This window comes from Streptomyces sp. NPDC037421 (assembly GCF_055602105.1).
On sequence record NZ_JBVJWV010000006.1, the window covers coordinates 143,153 to 155,484 of the forward strand.

Annotated in this window: 12 protein-coding genes; 8 read left to right on the forward strand and 4 right to left on the reverse strand. The window is 71.6% G+C overall.

Features of this window, described 5'->3' with window-relative positions:
• Positions 1 to 44 precede the first annotated feature (44 nt).
• Positions 45 to 1,040 carry a glycosyltransferase family 2 protein gene (locus ACZ7IF_RS11725; RefSeq protein WP_470967427.1) on the forward strand — a complete coding sequence of 332 codons (996 nt, stop codon included), beginning with the start codon at positions 45 to 47 and terminating at the stop codon, positions 1,038 to 1,040.
• The gene (locus tag ACZ7IF_RS11730) at positions 1,037 to 2,401 is read left to right on the forward strand and encodes a polysialyltransferase family glycosyltransferase (protein WP_470967435.1); all 1,365 of its coding nucleotides are present in this window, start codon (positions 1,037 to 1,039) and stop codon (positions 2,399 to 2,401) included. Before ACZ7IF_RS11725 ends, ACZ7IF_RS11730 begins: the two co-directional genes overlap by 4 nt.
• On the opposite strand, the gene leuE is transcribed toward ACZ7IF_RS11730, so the two are convergent.
• Positions 2,394 to 3,044 (reverse strand): leucine efflux protein LeuE, encoded by a 651-nt coding sequence (gene leuE, locus ACZ7IF_RS11735; protein WP_470967438.1) that lies wholly within the window; start codon positions 3,042 to 3,044, stop codon positions 2,394 to 2,396. The genes ACZ7IF_RS11730 and leuE overlap by 8 nt on opposite strands.
• Positions 3,045 to 3,089: 45 nt before the next feature.
• A complete protein-coding gene (locus ACZ7IF_RS11740) occupies positions 3,090 to 4,685 on the reverse strand; it encodes an acyl-CoA mutase large subunit family protein (protein ID WP_470967442.1) in 1,596 nt (531 codons plus the stop codon).
• A 166-nt stretch (positions 4,686 to 4,851) separates the two neighbouring features.
• On the opposite strand from ACZ7IF_RS11740, the gene ACZ7IF_RS11745 reads away from it, so the two are divergent.
• Positions 4,852 to 5,721 carry a L,D-transpeptidase family protein gene (locus ACZ7IF_RS11745; RefSeq protein ID WP_470967447.1) on the forward strand — a complete coding sequence of 290 codons (870 nt, stop codon included), beginning with the start codon at positions 4,852 to 4,854 and terminating at the stop codon, positions 5,719 to 5,721.
• Positions 5,722 to 5,968: 247 nt separating this feature from the next.
• On the opposite strand, the gene ACZ7IF_RS11750 is transcribed toward ACZ7IF_RS11745, so the two are convergent.
• Positions 5,969 to 7,003, reverse strand: coding sequence for a hypothetical protein (locus ACZ7IF_RS11750; RefSeq protein WP_470967454.1), 1,035 nt, complete (start codon positions 7,001 to 7,003; stop codon positions 5,969 to 5,971).
• Positions 7,003 to 7,752 (reverse strand): RNA polymerase sigma factor, encoded by a 750-nt coding sequence (locus ACZ7IF_RS11755; RefSeq protein ID WP_470968197.1) that lies wholly within the window; start codon positions 7,750 to 7,752, stop codon positions 7,003 to 7,005. Before ACZ7IF_RS11755 ends, ACZ7IF_RS11750 begins: the two co-directional genes overlap by 1 nt.
• A 329-nt stretch (positions 7,753 to 8,081) precedes the next feature.
• Here ACZ7IF_RS11755 and ACZ7IF_RS11760 point away from each other — a divergent pair, with 329 nt between their 5' ends.
• The 5 genes from ACZ7IF_RS11760 (at position 8,082) to ACZ7IF_RS11780 (ending at position 12,259) form a co-directional block, all read left to right on the forward strand.
• Positions 8,082 to 8,702 carry a 2-oxo-4-hydroxy-4-carboxy-5-ureidoimidazoline decarboxylase gene (locus ACZ7IF_RS11760; protein WP_470967460.1) on the forward strand — a complete coding sequence of 207 codons (621 nt, stop codon included), beginning with the start codon at positions 8,082 to 8,084 and terminating at the stop codon, positions 8,700 to 8,702.
• A 152-nt stretch (positions 8,703 to 8,854) separates the two neighbouring features.
• A complete protein-coding gene (gene sdhC, locus ACZ7IF_RS11765) occupies positions 8,855 to 9,235 on the forward strand; it encodes a succinate dehydrogenase, cytochrome b556 subunit (protein WP_285345622.1) in 381 nt (126 codons plus the stop codon).
• A gap of 5 nt (positions 9,236 to 9,240) precedes the next feature.
• Entirely contained in the window at positions 9,241 to 9,723 is a 483-nt protein-coding gene (locus ACZ7IF_RS11770) for a succinate dehydrogenase hydrophobic membrane anchor subunit (RefSeq protein WP_267033120.1), read from the forward strand.
• A gap of 23 nt (positions 9,724 to 9,746) precedes the next feature.
• Positions 9,747 to 11,501, forward strand: coding sequence for a succinate dehydrogenase flavoprotein subunit (gene sdhA / locus ACZ7IF_RS11775; protein WP_469111508.1), 1,755 nt, complete (start codon positions 9,747 to 9,749; stop codon positions 11,499 to 11,501).
• Positions 11,501 to 12,259 (forward strand): succinate dehydrogenase iron-sulfur subunit, encoded by a 759-nt coding sequence (locus ACZ7IF_RS11780; RefSeq protein ID WP_007266035.1) that lies wholly within the window; start codon positions 11,501 to 11,503, stop codon positions 12,257 to 12,259. Before sdhA ends, ACZ7IF_RS11780 begins: the two co-directional genes overlap by 1 nt.
• Positions 12,260 to 12,332 lie beyond the last annotated feature (73 nt).

Here is a 12,332-nt window from a genome sequence, read left to right on the forward strand (position 1 = left end):
TCCGGGCCACGGTGAATGCCGGGGCGCGTCCTATTGTCTCGCGGGTGGTCAAGCTCTCTGTTGTCGTGCCGTTCTACAACGTGCAGACATACGCACCGGACGCCCTGAAGAGTCTCGAACTGAACGCCCGCGGGGACTTCGAGTTCCTGCTGGTCGACGACCGTTCCACGGACGGGACGCCCGAGCTGCTGGAGCGTGCGGCGGCCGGCGGGCTGCCGGGGGCGGTGCACCTCAGACGGGACCGCAACGGCGGGCTGGCCACCGCCCGCAACACGGGGCTGGACGCGGCGCGCGGGGAGTACATCGCCTTCCTGGACGGCGACGACTGGCTGGCGCCGGGCCACCTCGTCCGCACCCTGGCCGCCATCGAGGCGCTGGGCTGCGATTTCGTGCGGACCGACCACGTCCAGGTGACGGGCCGGACGCGCGCCGTGCAGCGGGTGCCGTACGGGCCCGAGATGGTGGTGGGCGATCCGCGCGCCGGGATCCTGCCGGTCTCGCGGGCCACGGCGGTGGACTATCCGTACGCCTGGGCGGGGATGTACCACCGGCGGCTGCTGGAGCGGGGGCTGCTGCACTTCACCGACGGGCTGCGGACGGCGGAGGACCGGCCGTGGATCTGGCGGCTGCACCGCGAGGCCGCTTCCTTCGCGGCGGTGGGCCTGCCGGGGGTGTTCTACCGGCGGGGCATTTCCACCTCGTTGACGCAGATCGGCGACGAACGCCAGCTCGATTTCATTCGCGCATTCGACCAGGTCCTCGCGGACGTGGCGACCGACCGGGAATACGAACTGCTGATCCCCAAGGCCGTCCGAACGTATTGCGCAATCATCGCGCACCACATCGGCTCCAGCGAGAGGTTCGAACCGGCCGTGGCGAAAAAACTCCGCTCCATGAGCGCGGCCGCGCTCGGCCGCATGCCCGCGCCGGTACTGGACCGGGTCATCGGCTCGATGGACGCCGAGCGCTCGGCCCTGCTGCGGGGACTGCGCCGGCGGCGGCGGGCCGCGGGGGCCCACGTGGCGGGGGCGGCCTCGTGAACGTCACCCAGGTCTTCCTCGCCTCCACCCTCTACGGGACGGCCACCCTCGCCGCCGCCCTCGACTCGGGCGCCCTCCCGCCGGCCGGCCGGCGGATCCTGCTGACCAGCAACCACTCCCTCACCCCCGAGATCACCCCCGGGCTCGACGCCCTGCCGGGCTTCGGCGCGCTGCGCACCCGCTTCGACGAGGTGCTCGACTGGAACGCGGTGATCGCCCCGCAGCACCCCAGCACCTGGGCCCCGCGCCCGGAGGACGTGCCGATCTGGGAGCGGCAGCTGCGCGCGCTGTGGGGGCTGGGCTCGGACCGGGTGGAACTGGTCGTGGAGTCCCTCCAGGTGCCGCCCGCGCAGAGCCTGTGCCGGCTGTTCCCGGGGGCGGCGGTCGACGTCTACGCCGACGGGCTGATGTCGTACGGACCCACCCGCTTCCGGCTCGACCCGCAGATCGGCATGCGGGTGCGCCGGGTGCTGCACCCGGACCTGGTCCCGGGGCTGGAGCCGCTGCTGCTGACGGAGTTCGGGGTGCGGGGGGAGGTGGTGCCGGCGCCCGCGCTGCTGAAGGTCCTGGCGGAGCTGGCGGACCTGCCCGAGGTGTCGGCCGCCGGCTGCGAGCCCCGCGAGGAGGAGCCGCCCGCGCTGCTGCTGGGCCAGTACTTGTCGGCGCTGGACCTGATGTCCCCCGACGAGGAGGAGGAGCTGCACGCCGACATGGTGCGCGGGGCCTTCGAGTGGGGCCACCGGGAGCTGGTGTTCAAACCGCACCCGAGCGCCCCGGCGGCGTACTGGCGGCGGGCGCGGGCCGAGGCCGAGCGGCTCGGGGCGCGGCTGACGGTGCTGGACGCGCCGGTGCCGGCCGAGGTCCTGTACCAGCGGCTGCGCCCGGCGCTGGTGGCGGGCTGCTTCTCGACCGGGCTGCTGACGGCGCGGGCGCTGTACGGGATCCCGGTGGCGCGTACCGGGACGGCGGCGCTGCTGGCGCGCCTGGCCCCGTACCAGAACAGCAACCGGATCCCGCTGACGCTGGTGGACGCGCTGGTCCCGGACCTGCACGGGCCGGCGCAGGACCCGCCGGCGGACCTGGCCGGGCTGGTCGCGGCGGTGGGCTTCACGATGCAGCCCAAGGTGCTGGCCGGGCGCCGGGCGGAGGCCGAGGCCCATCTCGCCCGGCACCTGAGCCCGCACACGCGGCGCTACTTCGGCCGCCGTCGGCTGACCACGCTGGGGCTGCCGGGCGGGATCCCGGCACAGCTGTCGTTCCTGCCGCGGAGCCCGGCCGTCCGGCGTACGGTGCACCGCCTGCGCAAGGGGCTGGGCGGGCGGCTGGGCCGGATCGGCCGAGGACCGGGCCGGGTCAGCTGACGGCGAGCTTCGCCGCGAAGCCGAGGAAGATCACGCCGGCCGCCGACGTCGCCCCGGCCGACAGCCGCTTGCGGCGGCGGAAGGCGGCGGACAGGCGGGTGCCCGCGAATATGAGGGTGGACAGGTACAGGAAGCTGATCAGCTGCGAGACCGTGCCGAGCAGCAGGAACGACAGCGCCGGATAGGCGTACCCGGGGTCGACGAACTGCACGAAGAACGACAGCAGGAAGAGGATCGCCTTCGGGTTGAGCAGGCTGACCAGCAGCGCCCGCCGGTAGGGGTGCTCGGCCGCGCCGGCCGCCTCCTCCCCGGTGACGAGCTCCTCGTGCCGGGCCCCGCGGGTGCGCCACATGCCCCAGGCGGCCCGCATCATGCCGACGGCCAGCCAGCCCAGGTAGCCGGCGCCGAGCACCTTGACCACGGTGAACAGCACCGGGCTGGCCTGGAGCAGCGCGCCCGCGCCGACCGCCGCGAGCACCATGAGCACGGTGTCCCCGGTGAACACCCCGCAGGCCGCCTTGTAGCCCTCCTTGATCCCGCGCCGTGAGGCGACGGAGAGCACGTACAGCGAGTTGGGCCCCGGCAGCAGCACGATCAGCACGACGGCGGCGAGATAGGTAGGAAGATCTGTCACACCCAGCATGAGCAGGAGTGTCGCATGAGGACACACCTGTCGCGCCACTCGGTTTCAGTGGGCGGAACGGGACGGTTCGTAGCTGCCCCAGACCTCCCGCAGCACCCCGCAGACCTCCCCCACCGTGGCCCGCGCCCGCAGGGCCTCCTTCATCGGGGGCAGTACGTTCTCCCGCGTCCCGGCCGCCGCCGCCCGCAGCCCGGCCAGCGCCGCCGAGACGGCGCCGGCGTCCCGCTCCGCCCTGAGCCGTGCCAGGGCGGAGCACTGGCGGGCCTCGATCGCCGGGTCGACCCGCAGCGGCTCGTAGGGCTCCTCGCGCTCCAGCGCGAAGCGGTTGACCCCGACCACGATCCGCTCCCCGCTCTCCTGTTCGCGGGCGATCCGGTAGGCGTTGGCCTCGATCTCCTCCTTCTGGAACCCGGCCTCGATCGCGGCGACCGCCCCGCCCATGTCCTCGATCCGCCGCATCAGCGCGAGCACGGCCGCCTCCACCTCGTCCGTCATCCGCTCCACCGCGTACGACCCGGCGAAGGGGTCGACCGTCAGCGGTACGTCCGTCTCGTACGCCAGCACCTGCTGGGTGCGCAGCGCGAGGCGGGCCGCCTTCTCGGTCGGCAGCGCGATGGCCTCGTCGAAGGAGTTGGTGTGCAGCGACTGGGTGCCGCCCAGTACGGCGGCCAGCGCCTGCACTCCCACGCGTACGAGGTTCAGCTCGGGCTGCTGCGCCGTCAGCTGCACCCCGGCCGTCTGGGTGTGGAAGCGCAGCATCAGCGACTTCGGGTCCCGGGCCCCGAACTCCTCGCGCATCACCCGGGCCCAGATCCGCCGGGCGGCCCGGAACTTGGCCACCTCCTCCAGCAGCGTGGTCCGGGCGACGAAGAAGAAGGAGAGCCGGGGTGCGAACTCGTCGACCGCCATCCCGGCGGCGAGCGCGGTGCGGACGTACGCGATCGCGTCGGCGAGGGTGAAGGCGATCTCCTGCACGGGCGAGGCCCCGGCTTCGGCCATGTGGTAGCCGGAGACGGAGATGGTGTTCCACCTGGGGATCTGCTCGCGGCAGTAGCGGAAGGTGTCGGCGGTCAGCCGCAGGGAGGGGCCGGGCGGGAAGATGTACGTGCCGCGCGCGATGTACTCCTTCAGAACGTCGTTCTGCACGGTGCCCGTCAGCTGCCCGCCCGCGATGCCCTGTTCCTCGGCGACGAGCTGGTACATCAGGAGCAGCAGGGCGGCCGGGGCGTTGATGGTCATCGAGGTGGACACCCGGTCGAGGGGGATCCCGGCGAGGAGCACCCGCATGTCCTCGACCGAGTCGACGGCGACGCCGACCTTGCCGACCTCCCCGTGCGCGAGCGGGGCGTCGGAGTCGTGCCCCATCTGCGTGGGCAGGTCGAAGGCCACGGACAGGCCGGTCCCGCCGCCCTCGATGAGCGCCCGGTAGCGGGCGTTGGACTCGGCGGCCGTGCCGAAGCCGGCGTACTGGCGCATGGTCCAGGGCCGTCCGGTGTACATGGTGGGGTGAATCCCCCGGGTGAAGGGGTACTCCCCCGGACTGCCGAGACTGGCCCGCGGGTCCCATCCCGTCAGGTCGTCGGGGCCGTAGACCGGTTCGACGGGGATTCCGCTTTCGGTTCGCGCCGTGGGACGGGCCATGGGGTGGAGCCTCCGTGTCCGTGGAGCCGACGGGCCCGGGGCTGGTACAACCGACCGAGCCCGCGACAGCCTGGTCACAATGGGGCAACATCGCGCGTTCGTCCGCAACTGTCCACGCCCGTGAGGCATCACCTAGATACACGACGTTGAACTCGGGGGAACCGCCATGCACCGACAGAGAGTCTTCATCCGCACGCTCGGCCTGGCCGCCGCCGTCGCGCTCGCCGCGACCGCGTGCGGCCCGCAGAATCCCGGTGCCGGCCCGGTCTCCCCCTCCTCACCGGCCGGCGGCTCCCCCTCGGCCTCCCCGTCCAGGCAGGACGACAAGCCCGGCTCGGCCTCGCCGTCCGCTCCGCCCTCGCAGCCGTCCTCGTCCGCTCCCTCGGGGTCGGCCGCTCCCGGCGCCAAGCCGCTCATGGCCAACGGCGACGAGAGCGAGCAGGTCCGCGAGCTCCAGGCGCGGCTGCGCCAGCTCAAGCTGGTGTCGACGGCGCCCACCGCCTTCTACGGTTCGAAGACGACCGCCGCGGTCAAGACCTTCCAGTCGCAGCACGGGCTGCCCGCCACCGGGTCGGTGGACGAGGCCACCTGGCAGAAGGTGCAGGGCCTCACCAAGAAGCCGACGGAGGAGGAGCTGCGCCCGCCGACCACCAACGAGGTGGACGCTCCGGACCCGCGCTGCATGCAGGGCCGGGTGATGTGCATCAGCAAGGAGAGCCGCACCCTGGCCTGGATGATCGACGGCAAGGTCGTCTCCACGATGGACGTGCGCTTCGGCTCGGAGAACACGCCGACCCGAGAGGGCCTGTTCCAGGTGGAGTGGAAGGCGAGGGAGTGGACGTCGACGCTCTACCACACGTCGATGCCCTACTCGATGTTCTTCAGCCAGGGCCAGGCGGTGCACTACTCGTCCGACTTCGCGGCCCGCGGCTACGACGGCGCCTCGCACGGCTGTGTGAACGTCCGGGACAAGAAGAAGCTGTCGGAGCTGTTCGACCAGGTGAAGGTGGGCGACAAGGTCGTCGTCTACTGGTGATCCCGGGGTGGTCCCGGTCCGCCGGCCGGTCCCGGAAGAGGGAGAAGAGGGGGCGCGGGCAGGGCCGGGGGAACGTGCCCCGCCCGCGCCGGGTGCGCCGAGCCCAGGGGTACGGGGGGAACCCCGGCTCGTGCGCGGCCGATGACCAGTCGGCTCGATACGTACTGCGCCGGCGGTTCGAAAAGTGTTACTGCCCCCGCGCGGGAAGCTTGCCGAAACGTTTCAGCTGCCCGTTCCGGCCGCCGTCTCAGCGGGAGCGGAAGCCCAGCCCGCCGCCCGTCAGGGGGGACGGGGTGGGCAGCGGGGCGCTGCCCTGGTCGGCCCCGCTCTGCGGGACACCGCCCCGGGGGGCCCCGTCCAGCAGGGTCGCGCAGAAGCGCTGGACCTTCGCGGCCCCGCCGGCGAGCTTGGAGAGGTACTCGCGCCGGTCCTCGGCGAGCTTCTTCGCCTTGTTGTCCCGGCACAGGTCCTCGGGGCGCGGCTTCTCCGCCTCGCCGCCCTGGTTCTTCCCGCTGTCGGTGGCGGTGCCGCCGCTGTCGATGAACCTGTCGCGGGTGCCGTCGGTGCCCGCCGCGCCCCCGCCGCCACCGCCCGAGGCGGCCGTGCCGGGCGGTACCGACAGGCTGGGCGCGACGTCGGGGAGCGGACGCGTCCCCGTGCCCGGCGTCAGCGAGGCGTCCGGGCCTCGCGAGAAGCCGTCGACGCCCAGGGAGGGGGTCGGCCGCAGCTGCGGGACGAGGGTGGGGTTGGCGGCGTCCCCGGCGGGCGCCGGGTCCGAGTCGACGCTGACCGAGACCGCCGGGGCGGGGCCCGCCGTCAGGTGCGCGGCGCGGTCCAGCAGGCCGGTGCCGGCGACGGCGGCGATCCCGCCGACGGCGACGCCGGCCAGCGCGGCCGCCAGCCCGAACCGCGCGGCCGTCACGGGACGCCGCTGCGCGGGTATCCGTACGGGGGGTATCGGTGCCAGGTCGACCAGGGGTTCGCGGTCGCCTCCCCCGGGCACGCCGGGTCCGGCCGCGGCGGGCGTCACCGCGGGCGTCACCGCGGGCGCCGTCGCGGGCACCTCGGCGCGTGCCGCGCGGAAGGCGGCCAGGGCGGCTTCCTCACCGGGCAGTTCACCCCCGGCTGAGCGGGGCGCCAGGGCGTCGAGGGCGGCGCGCATGCGGGCGGCCTCCGCCCGGGCGCGCGGGTCGGCACCGGATCCGACCGGGCCGGGGGTTCCTCCGCGCAGCAGCTCGTCCGCCGTGGCCCTGTCCAGCCACGCGTTGTGCTCGTCGGCCATCACATGTCCTTCTGCGTCCGCCAACGTGAATGCGTCACACCGGTTTGCTCCACCAGGTCCCCCGCCCGAGCGCGCTGCGCGGGCACCGCGTCGAGATCACGCTCCCGTGCCTGGTCCCCGGCATTATGGCCGACCCGGGCGCGGGGTTCTGCTTCGTTTCCCGTCCCGCCCGTCCCGCCCGCCGCACCGGCGGGGCCGAACTCCGCGCTCAGCAGTTCCGCGAGCTTCTTCAGCCCCCGGTGCGCTGCCGTGCGGACCGCGCCGGGGCGCTTGCCGAGGGTCTCGGCCGCGCTCTTGGCGTCCAGGCCGACGACCACGCGCAGGACGACGGCCTCGGCCTGGTCCTGCGGCAGCTGGGCTATCAGCTTCATGGTCCGCCCGGTGGACAGGGCCTCCATGGCCTCGCCGTACGTGTCGGAGTCCGCGGCCCGGCCGGTCAGCTCGGTCTCGTCGCCGCCGATGGCGGGGCGGCGGCCGCGCATGCGGATGTGGTCGAGGGCCCGGTTGCGGGCGATGCGGGCGGCCCAGCCGCGGAAGCGGTCGGCGTCGCCGGTGAAGGATCCGAGGTCGCGGGCGATCTGCAGCCAGGCCTCGGAGGTCACGTCCTCGGCGTCGCCGTCCCCGACGAGCGTGCGTACGTATCCGAGCAGGCGCGGGTGCACGGCGCGGTACACAGTCCGGAACGCGCTCTCGTCGCCGTCCTGTGCCGCGAGCACCGCGGCGGTCAGCTCCGCGTCGTCCCCCAGCAAAGTCCCCAACCCGTTCAACGTCCTGTACGTGTGGCGCAAATCCGCACGTTACGGCTTTCACGTACCTCTCGTCCACGAGTTGTACAACCAGCAACCAACCCTGCGCGGAGCGGGGTGTGACAGAAAACGCACTCCATACGCTGACATGAATACGGGCTTGTCGCACGAGTCCGTGGCGGATGGCGACCGGGGCCTCTCCTGTGGGGGGTGGCGGCCTCGGTCGCCCTCCCCTCTCCAGCCGGGGCAAACCTCCCCGGCATCATCCTTTCGGCTCACTTCCGGGTGAAATCCCCGAACGGGCAGGGCACGGCCGCTCAGAGATCGCTAGCGTGGCGGTACACCCGCGCCGCGCCCCGAGGAGTAGTCCGCTGTCCAGCCATCTTCCGGCACAGGTCCGCGGTCCGGCCTCCGCCCCCGGCGCCGGACTGGCGCGGTTCAACTCCCTGCCGCCCGAGACCGCCCGCACGGTCCTGCTGCGCTGCTGCGGCAGCGGACGCTGGGCCCACCGGGTGGCCGCCCACCGCCCCTACCCGGACACCACCGCCCTGCTGGCGGCCTGCGACGAGGCCTCGTACGACCTCTCCCAGGGCGACCTCTCCGAGGCGCTGGCCCGGGAGTCCTCGGCGGAGCTGGGCCAGGGCGCCCCGTACGCCGCGCTCCTCGCCCTCGACGCGGCGCGGGCGGAGTACGAGCGGACCTTCGGGCACGCCTTCGTGATCTGCCTGGACGGACACCCGCCGGAGGAACAGGTGGACCAGCTGCTGGCCGCGATCCGCCGCAGGATGGCTCACGAGATCGACGAGGAGCGCTCGATCTCCGCCGAGGAACTGCGACTGGTCGCCCGGTCCCGGACCGTCCGGCTGCTGGACCGACTCGCCGGTGCACGGCCCTGGGACCCCGACGACGGCCTGCCTGCTGCCGATTTCGGGCTATTTGCCCCTGCGGGATAGCCCGTCCGTGCCTGTTTGATCACACCGACGGACCCCGGGCGAGGGAACCGACAAAGCGTCGCTACGATGTCCGGGGCCGGTGGACCGTACCCGGCCGGGCCCGACCGACAAAGAAGCCGGCTGGCCCCCGCCCCGCTTCCGGAGGGTTTTCCGTGCCGGCTGGAACGTTGTACCGCGGCCGGGAAGGAATGTGGTCCTGGGTGGCTCATCGAGTCACCGGCGTCCTCATTTTCTTCTTCCTGTTCGTACACGTCCTCGACACCGCTCTCGTCCGCGTCTCCCCCGAGGCGTACGACGATGTCGTGGCTACCTACAAGACTCCGATCGTCGCGCTGCTGGAGTACGGCCTCGTCGCCGCAATCCTGTTCCACGCGCTCAACGGTCTCCGTGTCATCGCCGTGGACTTCTGGTCCAAGGGCCCCCGCCACCAGAAGACGATGCTCTGGTGGGTCGTGGGCATCTGGGTCGTCCTGATGGGCTGCGCCCTGTACCCCGTACTGGGCCACGCCTACCTCGAACTGTTCGGGAAGTGACACGCATGTCTTCTGACACTTCTTCCGCCAAGGCGATCGGCGACGTGGAGGGCGTTTCCCTCTACGACACCGACAACCCGGCGCCCTACATCGAGGCCCCGCGCAAGCGCACGGGCAAGACCCCGCGCTCGACCCGCGGCAACTTCGAGATGGCCGCGTGGCTCTTCATGCGCCTCTCGGGCATCGTGCTCGTCGTCCTCGTCATCGGCCACCTGCTGATCCAGCTGGTGCTGGACGGCGGCGTCTCCAAGATCGGCTTCGCCTTCGTGGCCGGCCGCTGGGCGTCCCCGTTCTGGCAGGTCTGGGACCTGCTGATGCTGTGGCTGGCCATGCTGCACGGCGCCAACGGCCTGCGTACCGTCATCAACGACTACGCGGAGCGCGCCAACACGCGGCTGTGGCTGAAGGGCCTGCTCTACACCGCCACGGTGTTCACCATCCTTCTGGGCACGCTGGTGATCTTCACCTTCGACCCGAACATCCGCTAGGCAACGGGGCTGAGGCGAACCAAATGAAGATCCACAAGTACGACACCGTCATCGTCGGTGCAGGTGGCGCCGGCATGCGCGCCGCCATCGAGTCGACGAAGCGCAGCCGCACCGCCGTGCTGACGAAGCTCTACCCCACCCGCTCCCACACGGGTGCCGCGCAGGGCGGCATGGCCGCCGCGCTGGCCAACGTGGAGGACGACAACTGGGAGTGGCACACCTTCGACACGGTCAAGGGCGGTGACTACCTGGTCGACCAGGACGCCGCCGAGATCCTGGCGAAGGAGGCCATCGACGCGGTCCTCGACCTGGAGAAGATGGGCCTGCCGTTCAACCGCACCCCGGACGGCACCATCGACCAGCGCCGCTTCGGCGGCCACTCCCGCAACCACGGCGAGGCCCCGGTCCGCCGGTCCTGCTACGCCGCGGACCGCACGGGCCACATGATCCTCCAGACGCTGTACCAGAACTGCGTCAAGGAGGGCGTGGAGTTCTTCAACGAGTTCTACGTCCTGGACCAGCTCCTGGTGGAGGAGGACGGCGTCAAGAAGTCGGCCGGTGTGGTCGCGTACGAGCTCGCCACCGGCGAGATCCACGTGTTCCAGGCCAAGGCCGTCATCTACGCCTCCGGCGGCACCGGCAAGTTCTTCAAGGTGACCTCCAACGCGCACACCCTCACGGGTGACGGCCAGGCGGCCTGCTACCGCCGCGGCCTGCCGCTGGAGGACATGGAGTTCTTCCAGTTCCACCCGACGGGCATCTGGCGCATGGGCATCCTGCTGACGGAGGGCGCCCGCGGTGAGGGCGGCATCCTGCGCAACAAGGACGGCGAGCGCTTCATGGAGAAGTACGCGCCGGTCATGAAGGACCTCGCGTCCCGTGACGTCGTCTCGCGCTCCATCTACACGGAGATCCGCGAGGGCCGCGGCTGCGGCCCCGCCGGCGACCACGTGTACCTGGACCTGACGCACCTGCCGCCGGAGCAGCTCGACGCGAAGCTCCCGGACATCACCGAGTTCGCGCGCACCTACCTCGGCATCGAGCCCTACACGGACCCGATCCCGATCCAGCCCACCGCGCACTACGCCATGGGCGGCATCCCGACCAACGTCGAGGGTGAGGTCCTGGCGGACAACACCACCGTCGTCCCCGGCCTGTACGCGGCCGGCGAGGTCGCGTGCGTGTCGGTGCACGGCGCCAACCGCCTGGGCACCAACTCGCTGCTGGACATCAACGTCTTCGGCAAGCGCTCCGGCATCGCGGCGGCCAAGTACGCGGCCGAGAACGACTACGTCGAGCTGCCGGAGAACCCGGCGCAGCAGGTCGCCGACCTGGTCGAGCACCTGCGCAACTCCACGGGCAAGGAGCGGGTCGCCGACCTGCGCCTGGAGCTCCAGGAGACGATGGACGCGTGCGTGATGGTCTTCCGTACGGAGCAGACCATCAAGACCGCGGTCGAGAAGATCGCGGAGCTGCGCGAGCGCTACAAGAACGTGTCCGTCCAGGACAAGGGCAAGCGCTTCAACACGGACCTGCTGGAGGCCATCGAGCTGGGCAACCTGCTCGACCTGGCCGAGGTCATGGCCGTGTCCGCGCTCGCGCGCAAGGAGTCCCGCGGCGGTCACTACCGCGAGGACTACCCGAACCGCGACGACGTCAACTTCATGCGCCACACCATGGCGTACCGCGAGGTCGACGACAACGGCCAGGACTCCGTCCGCCTGGACTACAAGCCCGTCGTCGTCACCCGCTACCAGCCGATGGAGCGTAAGTACTGATGGCCACCCCGACCCTGGACAAGATGGAGGCGGCGGCCGCCGCCTCGCCGTACATCACGGTCACGTTCCGGATCCGCCGCTACAACCCCGAGGTCTCGGCCGAGGCGGAGTGGCAGGACTTCCAGATCGAGATCGACCCGAAGGAGCGCGTGCTCGACGGTCTCCACAAGATCAAGTGGGACCTCGACGGCACGCTGACCTTCCGCCGCTCGTGCGCGCACGGCATCTGCGGCTCCGACGCGATGCGGATCAACGGCAAGAACAGGCTCGCCTGCAAGACGCTGATCAAGGACATCAACCCGGAGAAGCCGATCACCGTCGAGGCCATCAAGGGCCTCACGGTGATGAAGGACCTCGTGGTCGACATGGAGCCCTTCTTCCAGGCGTACCGCGACGTCATGCCGTTCCTGGTCACCAAGGGCAACGAGCCGACGCGTGAGCGCCTGCAGTCCGCCGAGGACCGCGAGCGCTTCGACGACACCACCAAGTGCATCCTGTGCGCCGCGTGCACGTCCTCGTGCCCGGTGTTCTGGAACGACGGCCAGTACTTCGGCCCGGCGGCGATCGTCAACGCCCACCGCTTCATCTTCGACTCGCGCGACGAGGCCGGCGAGCAGCGGCTGGAGATCCTGAACGACAAGGACGGCGTGTGGCGCTGCCGCACGACCTTCAACTGCACCGACGCGTGCCCGCGTGGCATCGAGGTCACGAAGGCGATCCAGGAAGTCAAGCGCGCGCTCATCACCCGCCGCTTCTGATTCCTCCCGTCCGAGCCCGAGGCCCGTACCCCGTTCCGGGGTGCGGGCCTCGGGTGTGCTCGGGGGTGGGTCA

What these genes read in the sequence shown, in the direction of transcription:
- leuE (WP_470967438.1), bottom strand. Translation starts at nt 3,044, where the DNA reads ATGCTGGGTGTGACAGATCTTCCTACCTATCTCGCCGCCGTCGTGCTG.
- ACZ7IF_RS11740 (WP_470967442.1), bottom strand. Translation starts at nt 4,685, where the DNA reads ATGGCCCGTCCCACGGCGCGAACCGAAAGCGGAATCCCCGTCGAACCG.
- ACZ7IF_RS11745 (WP_470967447.1), top strand. Translation starts at nt 4,852, where the DNA reads ATGCACCGACAGAGAGTCTTCATCCGCACGCTCGGCCTGGCCGCCGCC.
- ACZ7IF_RS11750 (WP_470967454.1), bottom strand. Translation starts at nt 7,003, where the DNA reads ATGGCCGACGAGCACAACGCGTGGCTGGACAGGGCCACGGCGGACGAG.
- ACZ7IF_RS11770 (WP_267033120.1), top strand. Translation starts at nt 9,241, where the DNA reads ATGTCTTCTGACACTTCTTCCGCCAAGGCGATCGGCGACGTGGAGGGC.
- sdhA (WP_469111508.1), top strand. Translation starts at nt 9,747, where the DNA reads ATGAAGATCCACAAGTACGACACCGTCATCGTCGGTGCAGGTGGCGCC.
- ACZ7IF_RS11780 (WP_007266035.1), top strand. Translation starts at nt 11,501, where the DNA reads ATGGCCACCCCGACCCTGGACAAGATGGAGGCGGCGGCCGCCGCCTCG.